The sequence below is a fragment of the Dyadobacter sp. LHD-138 genome (assembly GCF_030929615.1).
Lineage (GTDB): Bacteria > Bacteroidota > Bacteroidia > Cytophagales > Spirosomataceae > Dyadobacter.
On sequence record NZ_JAVFVU010000050.1, the window covers coordinates 16,390 to 39,137 of the forward strand.

At 44.7% G+C, this 22,748-nt stretch carries 17 protein-coding genes; 4 read left to right on the forward strand and 13 right to left on the reverse strand.

What is annotated here, in order from left to right; translation table 11 throughout:
* Positions 1-33: 33 nt before the first annotated feature.
* On the reverse strand, positions 34-735 hold the full coding sequence (locus RB622_RS26955) for a hypothetical protein (protein WP_308049906.1): 702 nt from the start codon (positions 733-735) through the stop codon (positions 34-36).
* Between the two features lie 28 nt (positions 736-763).
* On the opposite strand from RB622_RS26955, the gene RB622_RS26960 reads away from it, so the two are divergent.
* Positions 764-943, forward strand: a complete 180-nt coding sequence (locus tag RB622_RS26960) for a hypothetical protein (protein ID WP_308049907.1) — start codon at positions 764-766, stop codon at positions 941-943.
* Between the two features lie 424 nt (positions 944-1,367).
* Here RB622_RS26960 and RB622_RS26965 read toward each other — a convergent pair whose 3' ends face one another.
* A complete protein-coding gene (locus RB622_RS26965) occupies positions 1,368-2,774 on the reverse strand; it encodes a hypothetical protein (protein ID WP_308049908.1) in 1,407 nt (468 codons plus the stop codon).
* Between the two features lie 179 nt (positions 2,775-2,953).
* Positions 2,954-4,498, reverse strand: coding sequence for an arylsulfatase (locus RB622_RS26970; protein ID WP_308049909.1), 1,545 nt, complete (start codon positions 4,496-4,498; stop codon positions 2,954-2,956).
* A gap of 275 nt (positions 4,499-4,773) precedes the next feature.
* Between RB622_RS26970 and RB622_RS26975 the strand changes: the two genes are divergently transcribed.
* From RB622_RS26975 to RB622_RS26985, 3 genes are read left to right on the forward strand one after another with little or no spacing between them, the layout of a single operon-like run.
* Complete coding sequence (locus RB622_RS26975) at positions 4,774-4,995, forward strand: hypothetical protein (protein ID WP_308049910.1); 222 nt, start codon at positions 4,774-4,776, stop codon at positions 4,993-4,995.
* Positions 4,985-5,194, forward strand: a complete 210-nt coding sequence (locus RB622_RS26980) for a hypothetical protein (RefSeq protein WP_308049912.1) — start codon at positions 4,985-4,987, stop codon at positions 5,192-5,194. Before RB622_RS26975 ends, RB622_RS26980 begins: the two co-directional genes overlap by 11 nt.
* Positions 5,152-5,316 carry a type II toxin-antitoxin system RelE/ParE family toxin gene (locus RB622_RS26985; protein WP_308049931.1) on the forward strand — a complete coding sequence of 55 codons (165 nt, stop codon included), beginning with the start codon at positions 5,152-5,154 and terminating at the stop codon, positions 5,314-5,316. The genes RB622_RS26980 and RB622_RS26985 overlap by 43 nt, the downstream gene beginning before the upstream one ends.
* Positions 5,317-5,373: 57 nt before the next feature.
* Here RB622_RS26985 and RB622_RS26990 read toward each other — a convergent pair whose 3' ends face one another.
* The 10 genes from RB622_RS26990 to RB622_RS27035 all read right to left on the reverse strand — a co-directional run bounded on the left by RB622_RS26990 (position 5,374) and on the right by RB622_RS27035 (position 22,622).
* Positions 5,374-6,537 (reverse strand): cellulase family glycosylhydrolase, encoded by a 1,164-nt coding sequence (locus tag RB622_RS26990; RefSeq protein WP_308049914.1) that lies wholly within the window; start codon positions 6,535-6,537, stop codon positions 5,374-5,376.
* A gap of 88 nt (positions 6,538-6,625) precedes the next feature.
* Complete coding sequence (locus RB622_RS26995) at positions 6,626-7,672, reverse strand: family 43 glycosylhydrolase (RefSeq protein WP_308049915.1); 1,047 nt, start codon at positions 7,670-7,672, stop codon at positions 6,626-6,628.
* A 24-nt stretch (positions 7,673-7,696) separates the two neighbouring features.
* Positions 7,697-9,772: a hypothetical protein gene (locus tag RB622_RS27000; protein WP_308049916.1), complete on the reverse strand. Its 2,076-nt coding sequence runs from the start codon at positions 9,770-9,772 to the stop codon at positions 7,697-7,699.
* A gap of 60 nt (positions 9,773-9,832) precedes the next feature.
* A complete protein-coding gene (locus RB622_RS27005) occupies positions 9,833-10,687 on the reverse strand; it encodes a sugar phosphate isomerase/epimerase family protein (RefSeq protein WP_308049917.1) in 855 nt (284 codons plus the stop codon).
* Between the two features lie 136 nt (positions 10,688-10,823).
* Positions 10,824-11,939 (reverse strand): Gfo/Idh/MocA family oxidoreductase, encoded by a 1,116-nt coding sequence (locus RB622_RS27010; RefSeq protein ID WP_308049918.1) that lies wholly within the window; start codon positions 11,937-11,939, stop codon positions 10,824-10,826.
* Between the two features lie 89 nt (positions 11,940-12,028).
* Positions 12,029-12,769 carry a ThuA domain-containing protein gene (locus tag RB622_RS27015; protein ID WP_308049919.1) on the reverse strand — a complete coding sequence of 247 codons (741 nt, stop codon included), beginning with the start codon at positions 12,767-12,769 and terminating at the stop codon, positions 12,029-12,031.
* Positions 12,770-12,805: 36 nt separating this feature from the next.
* Complete coding sequence (locus RB622_RS27020; RefSeq protein ID WP_308049920.1) at positions 12,806-16,342, reverse strand: PVC-type heme-binding CxxCH protein; 3,537 nt, start codon at positions 16,340-16,342, stop codon at positions 12,806-12,808.
* Between the two features lie 146 nt (positions 16,343-16,488).
* A complete protein-coding gene (locus RB622_RS27025) occupies positions 16,489-17,196 on the reverse strand; it encodes a DUF3823 domain-containing protein (RefSeq protein ID WP_308049921.1) in 708 nt (235 codons plus the stop codon).
* A gap of 19 nt (positions 17,197-17,215) precedes the next feature.
* Positions 17,216-19,114 carry a RagB/SusD family nutrient uptake outer membrane protein gene (locus RB622_RS27030; protein ID WP_308049922.1) on the reverse strand — a complete coding sequence of 633 codons (1,899 nt, stop codon included), beginning with the start codon at positions 19,112-19,114 and terminating at the stop codon, positions 17,216-17,218.
* A 25-nt stretch (positions 19,115-19,139) separates the two neighbouring features.
* Positions 19,140-22,622: a TonB-dependent receptor gene (locus RB622_RS27035; protein WP_308049923.1), complete on the reverse strand. Its 3,483-nt coding sequence runs from the start codon at positions 22,620-22,622 to the stop codon at positions 19,140-19,142.
* Positions 22,623-22,748 lie beyond the last annotated feature (126 nt).

The following is a 22,748-nucleotide window of genomic DNA, read 5'->3' on the forward strand; positions in this document are numbered from 1 at the left end:
TCCTCAAAACATCATGAATGGAAAAATCCCAGATTAGTTAAGCGTAATACTTGGTAAAACAGGAAGCGGCAGATCGTTTCTAATCTGTTTAGCCGTACTATTGATGGCATTAAGCAACTTGGAAGCCGTATGAGTCGGCCCAACTGCTGGCAGAATGTAGCTAACCAAAGCTTTGTAAGTACCAGTCGAAGTAATCGCCAGGGTACTGCCTGTTTGTGTCTCCAGACCTGTACCACTATTATCCTTCGTCCAGGCAAAAGGAGAAAGCGATACATTAACGTCAGCCAGTCCTGTTACAGCGGTCACGTTCGCGGTTAATGTTGTACTCACCGGAATACCCAAACAGTAATTATCTTTCCCATCCGCGGTTGTCAACGTAATTGTTATTTTGGGCAGTACAATAATCGTATGCTCAATCACATCGGATAAACAGCCTCCAAGGGTCTCCAAAACGCCGAGGGTCAATTTATTGCTTACCACACCCAGCTCTGAACCTGTCCCGAATGTCTTTGTATAAACGCCGCCCGAAGTCGCATCCAGAAGCGTTTCAATCTGTCCGGCTCCCGGATTCAGCAGCCATTTATATTGGTACAAACTGGTCAAAGAAGGCGTAAGCGAGAATGACTCCCCACTGATTACATAATAGGTCCCACCAGGAATCACAGCTGCTTTTGAAGAGAAAGCAATAACGAAAAGCATAAAGCCAAGGCACAATGAGGTAAGGGTCTTTTTCATAACAATTACGTTGATTAAAAATGTTTTGATGTTTAATTTTCTAATTATCCCCCGGTGGCTAACCGTTGATCAGGCACTTCAAAGGATAACCTGGTTAAATACGATCATTGCTTTGCATAGAAATGCCTCCGGGAAGCCGGGAAAATTGATCAAACAATCCGGGCATAAACGAATCACTGCTACTTTTTATAAAAATAACGTTGAGTAAATGGTGTAATACCGACTTTTCAGCGTAACAAATATTCGTTCGGGAGATCGTTCGCCCTTAGAATTCAAATATCTATCTGTGCACGATTAACTATAAACGTATGGGCAATATAATTCTGTTTCAGCCATGAAAATAATCCGGCATCCAAAGTACAGACATACCATTCCTATATCTCTTTTACTAAAATCACGTTCATTTTAGCACAAGACACAAGTAGTCCCGATCAATTGACCGAATCTTTAAATTCAGATTGTCAACCCGAGTATTGGATTAATGAAAATATCGGGGATACTGTCGCACGTTTCAATGCTGAGAAACGGCTAAAAAAAACCGAGAGGTACATCTTTTTCATGAAGATTAATTTAAACTGATGAGAAATATTTAGTAAATATTTAAAAGGGTTTTATTTTTTATTATCTTAAAATCAAGGCGTTAAAGCAATTCCTGGCAAAACAGGCGGGTTCACAATACTTACCTCCACCTTTTTCCTGCCGGATGGCGTGACGCATCCTGATTTCTGAATATCTACATAATAGTTTTTTACCTGACTAGGTGTTGTCAAACCGCTTAGCGAATAGGTTTTACCGGTATTCAGCAGAGACCCGTCCCGAAGGGCATCGTACCATTTATAAACAAATGTTCCTATCCCACTCAGGCTTTCCTGAACGGTAAGTGCCGACAAAGCCGCAGTACCGATATTGGAGCAAACAGTCAGATTCGGTGAAGCGGGCGCATCAGGAACTCTTCGTACATCAAAGATACTGAGCCCATTACTCCCCAACGCCACACCCAGCAAGCCCAGGTCAAGGTCCACAGTAACTCTGTCAAAAACAACCGAATTATTTGACGCATCTTTGGGTGCAAAATAGGCTGTCACTTTGTTATTATCCGTACTTAAAAGGTTCAGCAAATCGACATCCAGCAATGCGCTGAACAGCTGGGAGGTACCCACGGCGGTCGTACCGTTATAACCCTGAACCTTAATGCTTCCCGCCAGTGAAACCGCCGTAAATGCACCATTTTTTGCCAGAACAATCCTTACTGCGTCAGCGGAATTTGAGGTTCCGTTAAAAAAGAAAGTCTGAACAATGTGCCCTGACAACAGCGAGAGGCCGGTGGCGTAAAATGAAGAGGCTGTTGTTCCGGCATCACCATCAATGGCATTTCCCGGACTACTGACCCCATACGATCCTACCGTTATACCCGAACTTCCAAAGGTACTGACATTGGGCAAACCGCAATCCGCTACATTGAACGGAAATGGGTTGGAATCATTACCTGCCGTTGGGCCATAAAAGGCATAAAAAACATCGAAAGTATTGGTTCCCAGTGCCACTGGCGATGATAATGTAATACGGATCGATTGAAAACTTCCCGTCGGCGTAACAGCCATATACACATTCCCATCGCCTGTATAATAGGTTTTAGGCGCTGTATAAGCCTGCGTCACGGAGGTACCCGTACCCGTTGCCGTAGTGTAGGCTATTATTGTAACGCCTCCCCCCAGCAATGCTGTCGCAGTAGCCGTGGTTTTGATATATACCGTTGAATTGGCCGGTACAGATGCCGGAAACGCCAGCTGCTGCCAGACAGAAGTCACCCCAAGGGTACTTAAAGCCTTCAAGTGTGTAAAGTTACCATTCGGCTTCACATTGGTAGCCGAATTGATTGCATTCAAAGGATTATTCACATCAAAATCGCCAAGTCCTCCAACCGAACCACCACTAGTTTGTGAATTTGCATAGACAGCATTCGCAGGCTGACATATCGCAACCTCCTTTAAACCAAGTATTAGACTAATAAAAAAAATCAGGTAAACCGCTCTTTTCATAGGCAGAATCTACTATGCGTAGAATTATTACTAACACAGTACAATATCATAGAATCTTTTCTACATAGCAAATTATTTTACAATAATTATAAAAAATATTTTCAATCCAGGATATTTTGTCTTCAAACCTTGTGATCTGACTAAAAAAAGCGTTAAAAATCTGAACCTATAATTTGTAATTACCGGCTTCCACCCTGTTCTTTAATCTTCGCTAATTCTTCTGCCATCTGTTTAACCTTATTCGGATTCTGATCGGCCAGGTTATTTTTTTCTCCGATGTCTTTACTTAAATCATACAGCTGATGCTTCGGATCGTTACCAAGCTCGGTTCCGGTGAGTTTGTTGTATGCCTGATTCGTATTGGGCTCAATGTATTTCCAATTTCCCTTTGTTAAAGACAACGCGCCGCCCTGCTTCACAAGGCTCTCCCGGCCTATTTTAGTTTTCCCGATCAGGGCATCCATCATGGCAAAACTATCCGTCGCTTCGGTATCTGCTATCTTTTGCTGAAAAAACTGGGCAAAGGAAGACAACAAATCAACCTGACATATCAATGCATTGGAAACCGTACCCGGTTTGATAGAACCCGTCCAGCGAACCAGCCAGGGCACACGGCTACCACCTTCAAAAGCACTGTATTTTCCACCCCTTAGTGCGCCCGCAGGTTTATGTCCTGCTGCCATTTCCACGGCTTTGTCCGCATAACCGTCGTCCAGAACCGGACCGTTATCACTGGAAAAAATGACGATTGTATTTTCGTCCAAATGTAAAGCTTCCAGTTTTTTTAGGATTTCGCCGACAGTCCAGTCCATTTGCAAAATCACATCACCGCGAAGTCCCATTTTACTCTTTCCTTTGAACTCCGTACTCGGCATGCGCGGCACGTGGATATCATTCAAAGAAAAATAAAGGAAAAACGGATTTTTCTGGTTGTTTTCGATAAACTGTTCTGCCTTACTTAAAAAGACATGCGCAATTTCTTCGTCCGTCCAGCGGGCCTGCTTTCCACCACTCATATAACCAATCCGGCCGATACCATTCACGATGGTATTGTTATGCCCATGGTCCGGCGAAGCCTGTAATTTCAATAACTCCGGGTTATCTTTTCCCGTAGGCTCTTTCCCTACCTTTTCCACGTAGTTCACTTCAATCGGATCTTCCTTTTCATATCCGACGATGTCATGGTTTTCAATAAAAACAGTCGGTACGCGGTCGGAGGTAGCCGGAAAGAAATAGGCATAATCAAATCCGACCTCGTTTGGCCCCACCTTGATCGGCTTATTCCAGTTGATATCCTTCCCCGGCGTGCCCAGCCCCAAATGCCATTTTCCAACCGCTCCCGTTTTATAACCGGCATTTTGAAAAACAAGCGGCAAAGTAATCTTGTCCGTCGGAATAATTAACGAAGCATTTCCCGGCAAAACACCGGTACCTTTTTTCCGCCAGGGATAATTACCGGTCATTAGAGCATATCTGGAAGGCGTACAAGTTCCCGAAGTCGTGTGTGCATTGGTCAACTTCAAACCTTCATTGGCCAGCCTGTCAATGTTTGGCGTACTTATTTTAGTAGCACCGTAAGCGCTCAAATCTCCGTAACCAAGATCATCCGCATAGATAAAAATGACGTTTGGCTTTTGGGGTTTTCTTTGAGCGATACTTTCCGAAATGGATAAAAATGATGTTAGAACCATAAGAAAATAGGCTCCAAAATTGTGAATTTTCATAAAATATTAAATCTGAAAGTGGGTTAGGGATTTTCCAGTTATATAATTCAAAGTTCAGCACCCGGATAAATTACCTGTTTAATATCGGGCCAAGCTGCAAAAGAACATCTTTCATTTTTAATTATAATAAAATAATCATAATTTGTACCAATAGATTTAGACCAAAAATGTTGCCTGCCAATAGGATGGCCTAATTAAAATTGATATTATACAACAAGCAAAACCAATCCAGATTCTGGTAAACCGGTTTTGTTTAAATTTGAGAAAAAGAAAGTATGCAAGTTCTTGTGAACATTCCTGATAACGATATTTCATTTTTCAGGGAACTTCTAAAAAAATTCAAGTACCAGGAAATTGAATCTGGTCACAAGCTTACTTTAAGCCCGGAGCAAGACGAATTTGTTCAGGATTTGAAAGGTGGCATGACCGAGATTGCATTACATCAATCCGGAAAAAAGAAGTTAAAAACGGCAAAAGAACTCTGGAATGAGTTATGAAGTTGTCGTTGTTGAATCTTTCGAGAAACAAATAAAAAGGCTCGCTAAAAAATATAAATCCCTAAAAAAAGATACTAAGCCACTCATAGAATCGCTGGAAACCGATCCGTCGCAGGGAGATTATTTGGAAATGATTGTTACAAAATTCGACTGGGTATTTCTTCGAAGGGGAAAGGAAAGAGAGGCGGAGCCCGAATAATCACCTGTGTTAAAGTTGTAAACAAAAGTGTTTATTTGCTTTCCATCTATGATAAATCTGAAAGAGAGAATCTTGATGACCTGGAACTATATCGGCTATTAAAGCTTGCCGAGATTATATAATTTAAATTTAGAAAAGTCCATTTGAATGATCTCAAATGGACTTTTCAGGTTATCAGCTTAGCGTGACGCCGTCAGTTTCTTAATTAAATCAACCTCAGCCTGTTTGTACGGTGTTCCGTCCTTTCTGAAAATATCGTGAAACCAAAGCGGAGGTTCGCTGGTGTACGTTTTTTTCCAGCTGTCCCAGGGATAAATGGTTTGGGATTTTCCGTCAACCAATCCCCAGTTAATCGCGCCGACGTTGTATTTTTTCGCAATCGGGAGAGAACCTTCGAAGAAACTGCCATTGCCGCGCGACATGTATTCCGTACAGATCATCGGGCGGTCATACTGCTGCAATTGCTTGATGCGTTTTTCAAATTCCTGCGCGCTGTCGTAGTTATGGAAAGTGATCACATCGGACTCGTCGATACTCGCTTTCTCAATCGGCTTCAAGGTTTCATATGAAGTCCAGTCTCCGGCCCAGACACCGGCCGTTAATGGCTGTACCGGATTCACAGATCTCGCCCAGGCAAAAGATTTTGTCATCAATGGCAATACATAATCCACTTTGTTAGGAAGCTCAATTTTGCCATAAGAACTGTTGTTGGTGTTATCCGGCTCGTTCCAGATATCCCAGGCCAGTACGCGTTCGTCGTCAGCAAATTTGCCTACCACACCTTTTACATACTGCTCCAAACGTGGATATTGCGTACTGTCTTTCAACGCATTGAACCCCGGACTTTGTACCCAGCCAGAATTGTGTACACCCGGTTTAGGCGCGCGCTGCGCTCCCAACGCCGGAAAAGGATCCCAGCAGGAATCGAAAAGAACCAAAACAGGCTTGATCTTATGTTTCGCTGCAATGTTCAAAAATACATCCAGTCGCTTTAAAAAACCCGTTGAATCCTGCTGATAAAGCAAATCATGGAGATATACCCGCATCGTATTCATACCAATTCCCTGCGCCCAGCCTAGTTCTTTGTCGATGGTAGCCGTATCAAAAGATGCTTCCTGGAACATTTCAAGCTGGTTGATAGCCGTACTCGGTAAAAAGTCTGCACCAACAATCCATTCCTGCTTGGCATACCAGTCTTTTGCCTGCTCTTTCGTCCAGATTTCCCGGCCGGATGTTTTTGTTTCAGCTATATTTTCTTCCTTTTTCTCTTCTGCTTTTTTTGCGCAGTTTTGGAAAGAAAGGCAAACCAGTAATGCCCAGACTGTCGTTTTTAAAAATTTCATTTGTAAAGATTTAGAGTTTTAAGTTTTTCACACAAGGCCGGAAAGACAAATGCAACGTGTACTTTAGTCTTCTTCCGGAAAGCGTACTTTATTTAAAAAAAGGCGCGTTTTGTTCATCCATACTTGGTTCAGCATTCAGAATTTCCGGCCAGCCATTTTTCCAGTGCACCGGATCAAGCATTAAAAACCTGCGGTTCGCACCAGTCGATACATGCGGATTCTTAACGTCGATGGCATGATACAACATCCAGTCCTGCCCTTTGGAATCGGTTATTAAACTGGAATTGTGTCCCGGACCAGCGATGTTTTTCGTGCGTTTAATTAAAACGGTACCGGCGCCTCTTTCCCGCAGATCTTTTCCATCCTGATCAGTATAAGGCCCGAACAAGGTTTTAGACCTGCCAACACGCACATGGTATTTGCTTGCCGCACCTTCACAGCAGCTTTCCTTCGAACCGAAAAAGTAGTAATATCCGCCCCGCTTATGAATCATAATTGCTTCAAAATCCCCGGCAGCTATTTTTATTTTCTTCGTCAGATCCGGAATTGATTTCCCATCGGCGGCCATTTCCACGCCATAGGTTCCCTGGGTCGGCGCATCGCTGAAACTTCCCCAGAAAAGATATTTTTTGCCCTTATCCTCCATAAAAAAGGGATCTATGGAATTCGGCACCTTAACCTCGGCACTCAGCAGCAATTTACCCTGGTCGGTAAAGGGTCCCGCAGGTGCATCGGCAATAGCCAACCCAATACCCGGATTAGGATCTCCCCAGGTTGAATACGCATAATAAAGGTGATACTTCCCATTTACCTTTGCCACATCGGGTGCCCAAATACCACCCTTTTCTTTCCAGACAGGTTTTGTCAAAAAAGCATCCTTGACAAAAGTCCAGTCCTTGAGGTTTTTTGAACGTACAACGGCAACCAGGTGCGCGGGGTTTCCATCGCCCCAGTCATCCTGCGTTCCATAGGCATAAAACCATCCGTCATCCGCTTTGATCACCGACGGATCGGCCAGGATCGGTTCAAAAACCGGGTTTTTATATTTGGGAATCGTTGTTTTAACTGCATTCTGGCCGAAAACACTGCCTGAAAATGCGGTTAGTAAAGACAATACTATCTGTACTTTTTTCATATAACGCGTTGTTTGATAAATCATTTATTCCAGCCAGATCATCTGTGTAAATCCACCGTTCGCCGCAACATCCCACACTTCAATTCTCACCCATTTTCTGTTTTTAAGGTTGGGAGAAAAATGAAATGTCTTTTTACCAAAAGCCTGGGTATCATGCAGGTTAATCACCTCGCGATAAATTTCTTTACCATCGCCTGAAATAATTTCAGCTTTGTTCAACGGAAATGTCCAGCTGGTTTCCAAAACGATATCTGCGGTGCCTTTGGCATCGAGTTTCACCGTTTCCCCGGACTGCTTGTTGTTTACTGTAAAGGTGGGTAATAAAATCTCACCGGTTGTCGAGAAAAACTCTCCTTTTTCCATCGCGTCCAGAACCGGCTGCCAGCCATCTCTAAATTCAGGCATTTCGTCCAGCTGGAGATAATTCACGTTCAAATGACCGTATAGCTCATACTGGGGTTCTATCCTGAACAGATCTGCTTCCGCGATGATGTGTTTTTTCAATCCCCAATTGGCCATATCATCCATCAGGTCCAGCGCACGTTTTCCTAGCTTATCCTGCGACAAGTCAGCCGGGAGTGCTTTCCAGGCTGCCCCCAGAAAACGGTCGGATTTAAAAAATGCTTCGTCTTTATACTTATCGGGAAAACCGGTAGAACCTTTGGTTCTGGCGTGCGCCGTCCAGGCGAGCCCCTTTTCAACTTCCAGCAATTTCAGCATATCTTCCTTGTTGCCGATCCGGTACAGTTTTCCGTACTCCGGATGATCTTCCACGAACGGCTCGTTTTTATCCCTTGCCATCACCCAATAAACAGGCTTTGGAAAAATATTCATCCAGTGGCCGCCGAAGAAATTGTTGGGCTCTTCGCCCGGCAGCAGCAGGAAATTCCCGCCGGACAACCGGGTACATTCTTCAAATAGAGTTTTTTGTTCCAGCCATCTTTTCACTTCCGGGCCCCGGGGACTTCCCGGGCCGTGAAATTCTCCGAGGTGTACGATGTTGACGCCCGTATTTCTGAAAGCTTTTACAAATCCCGGGACTTCGGGAAGCGGTTTATGGGTCAAAACATCATCGACGTGTTCCTGATGAAAATGACTCGCCATCGTGTAATATCCTTCCTGCGGCTGATACGTATCATTGTGTGTAAAAGCTTTCACTTTTTCCAAAACTTTGCCATCTTTCTCCGCACTGATCAGACAGAAAAAATTAAGACGCTGCTCCGTTCCCGGAGGCGCATTGAACCAGGGAACCCAGCGCCGGTCGCCAAGCATATCGTTTCGGATTCCCAATCCAAAACCGGGAATCAGCTTTCTGTAATTATTCCCAAACCAGGTATGGTTTAAGTTGTAACAGTTGTCCAACGGATAAAAATACTGGTGCGGCGACGGAAAAACCGCCAGACTGCCTTCCTTACTTTGCCCGATGATGGTCCTGTATTTAACTTCCAACGCTTGGCCGGCTTCCTTTCCATCCAGCTTTTTGTGCTGCACATACTGCTCCGTGTCCGACCAGAATATTTTCTCCCATGGCGAGCGTTGGCTTACCAGTCCCGCGTCATAAATAATAGCCACAGAATCACGTTGGGTGGTTAATGCAGCAGCAATATTCAACAGTGGAGAGCCATTATACAAAGTAATATCGATCGAGCCGGAAAACGGTCCCGCGTTGGCCCCATCTACTTTGATCTGCGTGTGTGATCCTGACGAAATGACTTTAACGCCGGTTTTTGCCAGTTTTACCGTATAAGCTTCATAAGGCAGGTAGGCGGTTTTGTCGAAAAAAATATTCCAGCCATTTTGTGATACCAAATCCCTTTTTCCAACATTGATAATAAACGCCGGGTCCAGATCTCTGGCCACGGTATGCGAACCACTGCTTCCGGCAAGCTGGATGCTACTGACCAATGGCTTTTCAGTGCTCAGGTCAATAGCAAGTTTTCCAGTCTCCGATTCTCCCGTCGGCCAGCCGATATGCAGGATCGTTCCGCTGACCTCAACCTGGACTTTACTTTTTTTATCAAAACCTTTAAGATCAACCGGTACCTGAGCCAATGCACCGGTACCGATCGTGAGCAAAAAAAACAGGATCGTATTTTTCATGGTTATAGATTTTGAAATAACACAGGTAAAACTCTAAGCCGCTCGACCCAATTCATAAGACTATTTCACGCCAAACATGCGCTTGTAGAAATCCAGTCCTTCCGAAGCCAGCTCGTCGGCACTATTGGCAAGCGGGCGCCAGATACAGGCTGCTCTTGCCAGTTCCTTGGATGGTTGCCCGAACGTTTCGATTACCACAGCGCCTTCGTAGCCGATTTCAATTAATGCTTCACGAATACCCTGCCATTCCAGATGCCCCGTTCCCGGTGTCCCGCGATCACTTTCATTACCCTGAACGTGACATAATAAATCTTTACCAATTTTTCTGATGGACGCCGGAATATCTTTCTCTTCAATGTTGGAATGAAACGTATCCAGTACGATTTTGAGGTTCGGGCTTGCCACTTCATGTACAATGGATAATGCCTGATCCACGGTGTTGACCATATCCGTTTCAAAGCGGTTCAAGGGTTCCAGCCCAACGACCACGCCATGGTCGCCGGCGATTTTTCCAATTTCCTGCAATGTTTCCACGCACCAGGCTCTTTCCTGTTTTTTCTGTTCGTCAGAAACCAAGCGGGTTTTGCCAACCGCCGAATAAACCGGTCCGCCAAAAATCGGACTGCCTATATTTTCCGCGATTTTGATACAGTCTATAATATATTGTTTCCCCAATTTCCGAAACTCAGGTTCGTTGCTGGAAATATCCCGCTCCATTCCAAATGCTCCGCTGATGGTAATTTTTAAATCCAGGTCGCGTGCTATATCCTTGATTAAATTCCAGTCGATAATACTGGTATCTTCTACGGCTATTTCAAGAATATCATAACCCATATTTTTTACCTTGGTAAGTAAATCGATGTTCTCCGTAGAAAAGGGAGAGACCCAGATAAATGTACTAGCTCCGAATAACATGGTTTTGGTTTTAGGGGTGAAAAGGACGACAGCTACGTTCAGAAGGTTTTCGCAAGCACATCTGAATACGCGAATAACCATGGGCAATGCCCATGGTTAAGGTATGAGAGCCCTTAGGCTCATGGTTTAAAAAACATTAATCGAAGGTTGGCACGTTGACACGGATACCACCGTTCATGGCAGATTCGTGTGCACAAATGCCTGCACAGGTATAGTTTGCAGCCAATGCCGCATCTACTGCCGAGTCTCTTCCTTCAATAATAGCCGCCACAAATTCCTGCACCAGGTGCGGGTGTGAGCCACCGTGACCAGCGCCCTGCAAGAAAGAAACGTGGTTTGGGTCGTCAATTTTTTCGCGTTTCGTAAAATGTTTGATCGGTTCGATCAATAATTCATCCGTATCCGGCACATCAATACGCACTGCATTTTCACCACCGTCAAAAATCACGTGGCTTTCATCCTGCAATTGCTCCCATTCGAATGACATTTTTGTGCCATAGACGTCATAGCTTTCGCGGTACTGACGAACCACATCAAACAATGAACGTGTAGCCTCAGCCACAACATCCGAATTTTTCAAGGTAAAAGTTGCCGTTTCTACTGCAAAAGGAGAACCGTAACGGCTGGCAAGATCTTCTGAAAGACGGCCGGATCCGTGGCATACCACTGTTTCGGCTTTGGTATTATTAATTTTCAAAAGCGGTGAAATTGCGTGGGTTCCGTTTAGCATCGGCGGATAACCTTTCCAGTATTCTCCCCATCCTTCCATGCTCATGTCCTGAATATGAGAACCACGAACAAATTGGATTCTTCCTAATTCTCCGTTTTGAGCAAGTTTCAGTCCGTAAAGGAATTCACGTGTGTACAACGCCGTTTCCATCATCATATACACTTTATTCACCCTGCGTTTTGCTTCAACAATAGCGGTGCAATCCTCCACAGTCATGGCCATTGGGATCGTACAAGCCGTATGTTTGCCCGCGTTAAGGGACGCAAGGGTCATTTTGGCATGCTCAGGAACCGGCGTCACGATATGGATCGCATCTACATCCGCTCTTTTTGGAATGTCTTCGAAATGTTCAAAAACTAAATCTTTGTCCAGATTAAATTTAGCCGTTAGCTCATCACGGGTTTCTTTGCTGCGTGTACAAATACCGACAGCTTTAATATTCGGGTGACTTTGATAAATCGGGATAAATTCTTTTCCAAAACCCATGCCCACGATAACGACTGTGATTTGTTTCTGACTCATAATGCTATGCTTTTTTTGGTTTGATAATCCGCGGGCGATGCCCGCTGCTGAGATATGGCGCCCTTTCAGGGCTTTGTGTTAAGAGAATTTTACTTGCCTGCTGCCCACTTTACGGCGTTGCGCAGCATGGTTTTATATGGTTCGATGGTATGTGACTCGGCGTCATGGCCTAAGGCAATGCCTACGATTTTTCCCTTTGGGTATTTTACGATGAAAATGCTTGGGAATACCTTGTCTGAGTCCGCTGCTTTGGCTGTTGCCAATACTTCAATCGGGGTTGCCGATGGTGCTGCGATATAATAGTATAGCTCATCTTTCAGGCCGAATGTTGCCGGAACGCCTTTGGTTACCGGATGTTTCGTATTGGTCAGCGTCACGTCAAACGGGCCATACTTATTGTGTCCCTTTGAGCCACCGCCTACGAGTTTTTGGTTATACTCAGGCCAGTCGTTCCAGTTGTACCAAAGCGCGGGATGGGCAAGAACCAATCCTTTCCCCGAATCGACAAATGCGAAAATTGCTTTGCGGGTTGCATCATCACTGATGGGCTGGTTATTGGCTAGATAAAGCACATCAATGCCGGCAAGTTTCGAGAAAATAGTTGTCGGATCGCTGGTATATTCTACCGATGCGAAACCATCTTTCTGAAGCGTAGCCACGTCTTCCTGCTTGTACCAGCGATCGAAATCATGTGAAGAACCACCGCCTACCAGCAGCACACGGATCGCTTTCTTTTTTTCCGGGTTGGCGGCATTGCTTTTTGCATATCCGATGCCCAATACCATCAGGAGCAAAAAAGTCAGGCCGGTTTTAAAAAGTGAATTGGTCATTTTTGATCTATTGAATTGAAAATTAGGTAGCAATAATTATTTGGTCACACGCATAATCCCATTCATACCGCGCCAGTGGCCAGGGAATGTACACACATACGGATAGTCGCCCGGCTCGTTGGGCACTGTAAATTCAAGCGTCACGGTATCGCCTGAATTCACCAGTTTTGTCGCGAATAAAACTTCAGGAATTCCTGGCACATATTGTTTTTCCGCAGCCTTAGGATTCGACAACATGTCATCCGCCGCTTTACCCACTTTCTGTAAAGTACCCGGTTTTAGAATTAACATGTTATGCTGCATGCCATCCGGGTTTTCAAGGTTAATAATTACCTTTTGCCCCGCTTTTACCTGAATCAGTTTTTTGTCATACTGCATAATTTCCTTTTCCACTTTCAGGTCAATCACCAGCGCATTCCCGGATTTTGAGGCTGAAACCGCCGTTCTGGTTTTAACTTCGTCCGTCCGGTTATTATCCGGTCTGTTCAATTCCAGAGACGCTTTTTGGAAATTCCCTTCGAAACCGAACCGGCCATTGTATGACCCCAGCTTATCGTCGCCATCCACATCTTCTCCGGTACGAACCGTATTGGTCAGTGGAGCCGCAAACAACATATGCGCTTTACCTTCCGCAGCCAGTTTGCCGTCAATTTCAATACTGATTTTTCCTCCCTGCGTTAAACTTGCAACGACATCAAACTTTTCAGGAAGCGGTTCCGTTGTCGCAGCCTGGCTGATCATACCATGCTGTTTAACGGCCATAATCAGTTTTCCATCCTGAATATACAAAGCATAACCACCTTCTTTTCCTCCCTGTCCGGCGATGAAACCTTTCAATTCTCTGTCCTTCGATTTGGTTACACTGGCTTTGATCGTGATCTCCTTCCCGGTCACATCAGGCGGGAATTGTAAGGTATTTCTTCTTCCCAACGGGTAAACTTCTTTACTTAATGCCGAGACAATCTGATCAGAAAACTTAGATCCGCCTTTTTTCTTCTCAGCAGCGGCCAGAAAACCTTTTTCATGCGTAACGGCAGCCGCCAGCAATGCCTTCGATAACCAGCTGTCTTTCGCATTTTGGTCATCCAAAGACGCTTCGTAAACGGCCACACCAATTTTATCCGAAGCAGGATATTCAACCAATGCGGCAAATGTTGCAAGACGGGTATTCAGATTCGGGTCTTTCATTAACTTCTGGATCGACTCGAAACTTTGCTCATTTCTTGGCAAAACACTCACGGCGGCTTTTCTTACGCCAGCAGCCGGATGCGCAAGTGCGTTGTTTACTGCTTGCAATGCTTCTGCATTCGAACCATTCAGGAGGCCCAATCCGTGTAAAGTCCAAAGTGCGTGTACCGCCGGACTGTTCAGCCCTACTTCATCTACTTTCGGATTGCTTATAATTTTATACAAACCCGGCGCTACCGAAACATTTTTAGATTCTACCAATAAGCGCTGGGCGGTCATACGCCAGAACATATTGTCATTTTCCAAAGCCGCAACCAGGCCTGGCAAATCATTTTTAGAAAGTTTCAATGCGGGTGCTTTTTTACCATTTTTATACACAACCCGGTAAACACGGCCATGATTTAAATCACGCATAGGACTGCTGAATGCATTTCCAGATCCGTGAGGCTGCTCTTTAAACGGCAGAATAAACTCCGCAGGCGACTGTGCCGGAACGAAAACATTGTGCTGGATGATGAAGTTATACCAGTCGGCAATCCATACCGCACCATCAGGACCTACTTCCGCCTGCACCGGACCAAACCATTCGTCGGAGCTCGCCATAAAATTCCATCCGTCCTTTTCTTTAAAACCAGCACCATCCGGTTCGATAATGGCGTTGTGTACCAAACGAATGGTTGGCTCGGTTACAAAGGCAACCCGGTTCCAGTATTCCTTTGGATAATTTCTTGCCGTGTAAAAGTGGTGTCCGGCAGCGGATGTAAACCCGCCAACCACGTCTACCTGTCTTAAATTCGGCGTCATTGCGTGTGCGTCATAGTGTCCGTCAATTTTCTGAACCGCCTGGATCGTCGATTCTTCTCCGCCCAGCGAACGCTGAAGATATTTGGCCGGCATCGAATAGAAAGCGCTGTGGGTATTGTTCGCCGTAGAAAGGAAAACGTTCGCATCCTCGGAAAAACCTAATCCCCAGGTATTGTTGCTGCTTGTTCCCAGATACGCGAAGTCTTTTCCATCCGGTTTGAAATGATAAACACCCTGCGAAAAACTGAGTTTTTCGCCATTGATCGTTCCCTTGAAACCCGAGTAACCGTTAACCCCCCAGATCTTGTTGTCAAAACCATATTGTAAATTGGAAGGTCCGGCGTGGGTATCGTTTTTCCCCCAACCCGTCATGATCACTTCCCGAACATCTGCCACGTCGTCACCATTGGTGTCTTTCATGAAAACAAAATCAGGTGCCATCGAGACGATAATTCCCCCATTGGAGAAAACCATGCTCGTTGGAATGTTCAGCTTATCGGCAAAAACAGTGAACTTATCCGCCTTGCCATCGCCGTTGGTGTCTTCACAAATTTTGATGCGGTCATTTGCCGCGCCATCCGTTTCTTTGAACGTGTTCGGATAATCCACCGATTCCACAACCCATAAGCGGCCACGCTCATCCCAGGCCATCGCGATCGGGTTGGTAATATCGGGCTCCTGCGCGAAAAGCTGTATTTCAAAATCAGCAGGAACCTGTGTCAGTTTGTTGGATTCGGCAGGCGATAAAGCATCCTGCATTTTAGGCACCACATGACGTTTTGTGTACTTCGAAATCGTATCGGCATTGTAAATATCAGGATTCGGTATATTCAGCGCGGCAATGTCCTTATTCACCGCGTCGCCGATTGACCATAACACACCGTTTCTTACAAGATCGAGAAAGCCAGCGTTAGTCCAGGTTGCGTCGTCATGACCATATGCGGTATAAAAAACCCGGCCTTTACCCTGATTTCTTACCCAGGTATACGGTTCGTGGTGATCACCTTCCACGCGCTCTCCCAACACCGTTTTATCGGGATTAAGATTTTTATGAACGTATGTTTCGTCAAAGGTTTCAAAATCGGTTATACCCTTCATTACCGGATGATCAGGTTTCAGCATGATATTTTTAAAAGTGCCGGTTTTATGAGAGGCAAATTGTCCGCCAACTGTTTTAATGTACCACGGTGAGTTTTTGAAACAACCGGTTGCGGAGTGCAGCGGGATCAATCCTTTGCCGCCTTCCACGAAAGCCTTCATGGCACTTTCCTGAGCGGGAGATAATGAGTCGTGGTTTGCGTAAATGATCAAACCGTCGTATTTACTTAAATTTTCAGGATTCAGATCCTTGAGATCAACGGTATAAGTCAGGTTAATACCACTGCGAAAAAGCTTGATGGCAAGCCAGGGCGCATATTTACCCGAATCATGGTGCTTGCTGTTGTGTCCGAGAAAAAGCACCTCGCCCCTTCTTCCTTTGCTTTTCAGACTTCCGGTTTGCGCTCCGGATGAACCCATTTTGTTATGGGCACACCCTAACGCAAACAATCCAATAAATAATACGCTGATGTACTTCCTCATTACTCCATTCATTTAATACAACTTTTGACAAAAAATTTGGTTACCTCTCTATTCTTACCCTTCCTTTTTAGACTGATACGTCAGGACATCTGGTATGAAATCCTTTTTTACTGGTGCAGAAAAAATTTCTTCTGCACCAGTAAAATCTATAACCGGACCTTTTCTACCTGTGAAAAGATCATATCTTCAACCCCGGCAATTTTAATGCCGATGCGCGCAAACACATAATCTTGCGTTGGCGCAATGGCAGGGACATTTACGGTCATCGACACGGCCGCCGGGTCAGTAACTTGTTCAGCCGTCAACTGGCTGCTGGCAATGTTATAATCCCCCGTCGAAACGAACTCTGTTTTGTTAATATACAGATTGACCCTTTCAATGTTTTTCGCATCAGCATCCTTGATAATCTTCTCAATACTGAATGTTCCTGTAACCTTATTGGCAGCGGCAGAGAATTTGGCAGCGCGTATCATGAAATACGGCATCACTTCAATATCCAGGTCCTGATTTCCGTTCATCGTAACGGATAAAGAATCCTGTCCGCCACTGGCTGCCTTTTTCCAGAGAAAAGGACCCTGATTCGCAGGAATCGTTAATTTATAGTTCCCGTCAAACAATAACGCCGAAAACCTTCCGTCCTGATCGACCGTGCTTGAGATGGCCCCTACCTTTCCAAAACCAAACTGAAAAAGCTGGAACGGAACCTGATTATACTCGACATTAACCTGCTCGCCTTTGTAAAGCAATCTGCCCGTCAGCAATGACTGAGGCGGATCGTAGTTGTCTTTTTTACATGACATGAATGATGCAGCACACATTACTGCCATCACGAGATATGCTAAGCTATTTTTCATAATTTCTGATAAATAATGATTAGTCCTGATTCGGCTGTCTGACAATTTTCGGGTTACGGCTCCTGATATCATCATTAATGAAACTGTAATAATTACCCAGTCTGAATCTGTTAGCACCCGTGACCAGATTTGATAAAGCGACCTTGTAAATCCACTGATTATGATTAGGCTGCCCCGGATTATAAATCTTGTAGGGAAGTAAAGAATAAGGCTGTGTGCTTTTCTTATTTGCCTTTCCAATATTGCTTAGCAATTCCGATTCGGCAAGGCGTTCACCATCCCAGATCTGATGCGCCAGACGCCAACGTTTCATGTCGTACAAAAGATGTCCTTCAAAAGCCAGTTCTACCCGACGTTCATGCACAATCCGGTCAAATGTAATATCACCGGCTGTAAGCGGGATGATTAAACCAGCCCTGGTACGCACCCGATTCATGTACTCCGCCGCATCCGCTGTCTTCCCTAATTCAAATGAAGCTTCTGCTGCATTTAATAACACTTCTGCATAGCGGTAACGAATGAAAGGAATCTCGCTTTGCGTTCCGCGGGAACCTGATCCGATGGCAGGGTCCAAATATTTTCTGATGTAAAAACCTGTTTGTGCCGTATGTTCCTTGCCAACAATCGGGCCGTCGAATCCTACAACCTGGGCTGTCGAACCATCTGGTAAAGGGCGCTGTGATCCTCTATCATCTCCCGATAAAATGCTTCCGTTTGGCAACTGATATCCTGCCCAGATATCAACCGGCCGCAACTTAAAAGCTGTTCCGGGTAAAATCACCGTACCTCCCAGGCGTGCATCACGTCCTGCAAAAGCATCCGCCTGTTTAGCATAATAAATAGGATTACCCGAACCGTCTTTTACCGGAATTGGCGCAAAAGTGTTGTCCAGCTTTTCGAATGCCTGCACAAGATTAAGTGACGGGTTGATCCGCCCTCCTTCTTCTTCCTCTGCACCGAAACGAGGCTGATTGGAAACGCTAAAACCATGTACTTTGACCGTTTTCAGCTGAAAATCCTCGATCCAGATACTCTCCGGATTATTGCCTTTATCATAAAAGATGCTGGCGAAATTATCCTGAAGATCGTTTGGCTTCTTGTTATACAGCGCATAAGCACCGGCAGTTCCACTGATAATTTCCTTTGCAGCAGCCAATGCTTTGGTATAATAACCGGAAGCCATCGTTGCGGGTATGCCCACTTCCCCGCCCGGTAAATTTACCAGCGGCGTGTTCGATCCATACTTCGCAATGGAGGCTGCATACAATGCCGCCCGGGCTTCCATCGCCAGCGCAGCCGCCTTGGTTGCTCTGCCCTTTTGGTTCGCATCCGTTGGCAACAGATTTTTGATTGCCTCCGCTTCGCTTATCACAAAATCATACACCTCGTGTTCTTTTGCTCTTGGAAATTGCAGCGCCTCTGTATTACCACTGTTATCATACACGAGTGCTTTGGTAATAATCGGAACACCTCCCATGCGTTTTACGAGCTCGAAATAATAGTTGGCCCGTAAAAACCGGGCTTCGGCTAAAAATCTCTTTTTATCCGCTTCGGAAAGGACGGTGGCACTTTCTGCCCTTTCAAGAAAAAGGTTGATATCCCGGATGTAAGCATAGTCCCAGTTATTCCAGGCATCATAATTCCATGAATTCCTGCGTAAAACAGCTACCTGATCGCCTCCATTATCTGATATAAAACTCTCGCTAAAATCGGCCATCGACATCCAGCTTTTCACCGAAGAAAAATCCGGTTGCCGGTTGTACAGGTTAGCCAGGATAGAAAATACCTGTGGACTGCTTGAAAATACCTCTTCCGTGGTAAGGTCACTGAGAGGCTCTGTATTTAAAAATTTATCGTCATTACAACCCGATGCACCTGCGAGGAACATGAAAAGGGTTATCTGAAATATTTTCTTCATTCCTGTGAAAATTAAAGGCTATACATTAAAATGAAAGATTTGCACCAATGTTAAAAACTCTGCTTTGTGGATACTGGCGACCGCGTCCATCCGAAATTTCCGGATCGATGTTGTAATCTTTCATGTTGTCAATTGAAAACAGGTTATATGCATTGATATATAAACGCGCCTTCTGTAATTTCACTTTGCCGATCAGTTCCTTGGGAAGAGAATAACCCAGCTCAATGGTACGTGCCCTGAAATAAGTTACGTCATGCGCCCAGAAAGTGGACGGACGGCTGGTGTTGCTATGGTTACCGTCGTTGAACCGGAGCGCAGGGAACTTGCCCGGGATCCACGCGCTGTTTTTATCAAAAATATCAGCCCGGTGCCAGCGGTCTTCAAATATTTTATTCAAATTACCATCATAGGCAAAAGGAACACGGTTGGGTTCTGTTAGAAAAACAGTATAGCCGGTCGCGCCTGAGAAGTCAGCATTGAAGTCGAAACTTTTGTAGTGCGCGCCAAATGTGAAACCCATATTGACATTGGGTAATGCGTTGGCATATCCTATTGGCCGGCGATCGTAGTCCGTGATTTTCCCATCGCTGTCCAAATCTTTAAAAATCAAATCTCCCGGAAGCAATGTACGATTGCCCTGTCCGTCGATATTCACCGGATAATTGTTGATTTGCTCCTGACTCTGGAACTGTCCGATATTTTCAAAACCCCAGACATATCCCTGGTAGCGGTTTACTCCCGAACTGAAATACTGGTCGACAGAATTAAAAAACTGTGGATTGTATTGCTGAAGGTTTTTACCCCGGGAAAGAGACAGGTTCCCGGAAACATTAAATTTCACGTCCCTTATCTGTCCGGTATAACCCAAAGCGAAATCATAGCCAAAACGCAAATCGCTGTTCAAATTTTCCAAAGGTAAGGAATAGCCAATTTCCTGCGGTAAAAGTACGTTGGTTCTTGCGGCCGGCAAGCCCGTACGTTTCCGTCTGAAGTATTCCAGCGATCCGCTCAACTGACCATTGAAAAGACTGAAATCAGCACCAATGTTGGTCATGTGACTTCTGATCCAGCTCAATTCCGTAACGGGAACACCTTTATTTCTCGATCCAAGAACAGGTTTTCCATCAAGAATAACAGTTCCTTCACGATATTTATACCCTTCCAGGTATGCAAATTCATCCACAATGGGCAGATTGGCATCATTTGGATTTCTATCGTCTCCAAGTACGCCATACGATCCTCTGAATTTCAAGTCTGTAAGTATGGAATTCTCAGGCAACAATTTTTTCATAAACTCTTCCTGCGTAATCCTCCATCCGACAGACCCGCCAGGGAAATATCCAACCCTTTTGTTTGGAGCGAAAAGATAGGAGGCATCCCGTCGTCCGGATAATTCCAGAAAGTATTTATTGCCATAACTGTAATTCAAACGGGCAAAATATCCTGCACGGGCACGGTTTACTTCTGAGTCATCATAGCGGTCAGATGTTTCGAAATACATCAGTTTTTGCACATTCGAGCTTGGTACCGAGTGTATCCAGTTTCTAAGACTGTTTTCTGTAAGACGCTCCGTACCCAATATGACGGCTACGGTATTCTGGCCAAAATTCTTTTCGTAGTTAATTCTCGCCTGAGCAGTCGTTTTTACTTCCTTCGCCTGCTCTCTTTCACGCCATGGATTGATACTCCCGCCCGTTCTGCTATACGATTTTTTCTCCGTATCAAAAGTATAGGTATCGTAAGTATATTCATGATTATTAAGCAGTTTATCGGCAAAATAGTATGAGTAAATACCATAAACGGACAGCCCCGGAACACCGGAAACCTGATATTCACCATCAAAATTGATCTGAATTTGTCTCCAGTCGCTTCTGAACTTCCCTGCCTTGTTCTTATTCAAATATCCCCAGTTTGTTTCATTATGCTTGATATCGTTCAAAAAAGCAGGATTATCATTTGCATAAGGCCTTTCCAATGGCGTATTACGAATGGTTGAAAACAAAGCCACTTCATAATCATCACCTCCGGGTACACCCGGGTTTGACGTTGTTTCAATGCGGCCATTGATACTACTCCCGATTTTAAGACCGTTCGCGATCCGCGCCGTGATATTTGACTGTATGTTGGTTCTTTGAAACTGATACTCCCTTCCCAAAACAGAGTTCTGGAACAAGTGCGTACCGGAAACGTAATAGGTTATTTTATCAGATCCTCCCGTAAAATTCAAATTGTAGGTATTGATCGGAGCGTTCTTTTTAATGACAAAATCTCTCCAGTTAAAGCTGCGGTAATTGTATTCCGTACCGGCTTTATAACGTTCAAGCTCAGCCGGCGTAATCGCAGTCGAGCCGTTTCTGTTAATTTCAGCTTCCGCACGATATTGCATATACGCATGTGAATCATCAACCCCCTCAAAGTAACGCGTCCAGCTTTGAAAACCGAAGTTAACATCTGCATTGATCGTATTTCTTGCATTCAGTTTACCCTTTTTGGTTGTAACCACCACGACACCATTTGCCGCACGGACACCATAAATGGCCGCAGCTGCATCTTTAAGTACGGTGATGCTCTCGATGTCATTGGAAGCAAGCTGGTTAAATTGTCCCTGATCCTGTTGTACCCCGTCAATAACGAACAAAGGCCTTCCAAGATTTCGGATATTGACATTTGCTGATGCACCCGGCCTCGCATTATCCATACGAAACGAAACACCCGGAATTTTCCCAGCCAAGGCAGAACTTACGGTTGAACCCGCTTTTACCCTGCCTAATTCTTCATTTGTAATGGCCGATACCGAGCCGGTTATACTGGCTTTTTTCTGTGTACCGTACCCCACCACAACGACATCATTCAACTGTGACGCCTCTTCTTTCATCGAGATATCCAGGACGGTTCGTGATCCAACGGGAACTTCCTGTGAAACATATCCGATATAGGAAAAGACAATAATTTCGTCATTTGTCTCAATATCAATACTATACTTCCCATTCACATCGGTCGATGTACCCTTTGTCGTTCCTTTCAATACAACATTCACACCTGGCAAACCTGCGCCTGTTGTATCTTTCACAACTCCGGTTATTGTTCTCAACTGGGAAACGGAGCTCGTCTTCAATTCAACATTCTGGTTAACTGAATCTGACGCTTTCAAAGGCCGGATGACAACAAGATCATCGGTCACGGTATAGGTCAGCTGCAAAGGTTTAAGCAGCTGGTCGAGCACGGAAGACAAGGCTGTTTCCTGCACTTTGATGTTAACTTTTCTGTCTGACTGAATCACTTTGGAGCTAAATACAAATTTGACATTTGTACGTTTTTCCAATTGCAGCAAAACATTTTTAATATCCTGATTTTGAACATTCAGGGTTATTTTTTGATTTAATTCAGACTGCACATTCCCGCGGTAGGCCCATGACGGACTTATCGATAGAAATGCCAGAAAACAGAGAATACACGCGAAACCTGTGAACGTATCCGACATGTTATTCATTCTTAGAGTTTTTTTCATACTTTTGACAAGATTTGTTGTTTAGCATATTCAACAATCGCCCCATTTATCCGTTGAAAAACAGATAAGTAGTAATACCACTCACTTTGGGGATTTCGGGTTCAGTCATGCTGGAACATGGCTGGC

What these genes read in the sequence shown, in the direction of transcription:
- RB622_RS27035 (WP_308049923.1), bottom strand. Translation starts at nt 22,622, where the DNA reads ATGAAAAAAACTCTAAGAATGAATAACATGTCGGATACGTTCACAGGT.
- RB622_RS26960 (WP_308049907.1), top strand. Translation starts at nt 764, where the DNA reads ATGTTTAATTTTCTAATTATCCCCCGGTGGCTAACCGTTGATCAGGCA.
- RB622_RS27020 (WP_308049920.1), bottom strand. Translation starts at nt 16,342, where the DNA reads ATGAGGAAGTACATCAGCGTATTATTTATTGGATTGTTTGCGTTAGGG.
- RB622_RS26955 (WP_308049906.1), bottom strand. Translation starts at nt 735, where the DNA reads ATGAAAAAGACCCTTACCTCATTGTGCCTTGGCTTTATGCTTTTCGTT.
- RB622_RS27005 (WP_308049917.1), bottom strand. Translation starts at nt 10,687, where the DNA reads ATGTTATTCGGAGCTAGTACATTTATCTGGGTCTCTCCCTTTTCTACG.
- RB622_RS27015 (WP_308049919.1), bottom strand. Translation starts at nt 12,769, where the DNA reads ATGACCAATTCACTTTTTAAAACCGGCCTGACTTTTTTGCTCCTGATG.
- RB622_RS26995 (WP_308049915.1), bottom strand. Translation starts at nt 7,672, where the DNA reads ATGAAAAAAGTACAGATAGTATTGTCTTTACTAACCGCATTTTCAGGC.
- RB622_RS27000 (WP_308049916.1), bottom strand. Translation starts at nt 9,772, where the DNA reads ATGAAAAATACGATCCTGTTTTTTTTGCTCACGATCGGTACCGGTGCA.
- RB622_RS26980 (WP_308049912.1), top strand. Translation starts at nt 4,985, where the DNA reads ATGAGTTATGAAGTTGTCGTTGTTGAATCTTTCGAGAAACAAATAAAA.
- RB622_RS26990 (WP_308049914.1), bottom strand. Translation starts at nt 6,537, where the DNA reads ATGAAATTTTTAAAAACGACAGTCTGGGCATTACTGGTTTGCCTTTCT.
- RB622_RS26970 (WP_308049909.1), bottom strand. Translation starts at nt 4,498, where the DNA reads ATGAAAATTCACAATTTTGGAGCCTATTTTCTTATGGTTCTAACATCA.
- RB622_RS26975 (WP_308049910.1), top strand. Translation starts at nt 4,774, where the DNA reads ATGCAAGTTCTTGTGAACATTCCTGATAACGATATTTCATTTTTCAGG.
- RB622_RS27025 (WP_308049921.1), bottom strand. Translation starts at nt 17,196, where the DNA reads ATGAAAAATAGCTTAGCATATCTCGTGATGGCAGTAATGTGTGCTGCA.
- RB622_RS26965 (WP_308049908.1), bottom strand. Translation starts at nt 2,774, where the DNA reads ATGAAAAGAGCGGTTTACCTGATTTTTTTTATTAGTCTAATACTTGGT.
- RB622_RS27030 (WP_308049922.1), bottom strand. Translation starts at nt 19,114, where the DNA reads ATGAAGAAAATATTTCAGATAACCCTTTTCATGTTCCTCGCAGGTGCA.
- RB622_RS27010 (WP_308049918.1), bottom strand. Translation starts at nt 11,939, where the DNA reads ATGAGTCAGAAACAAATCACAGTCGTTATCGTGGGCATGGGTTTTGGA.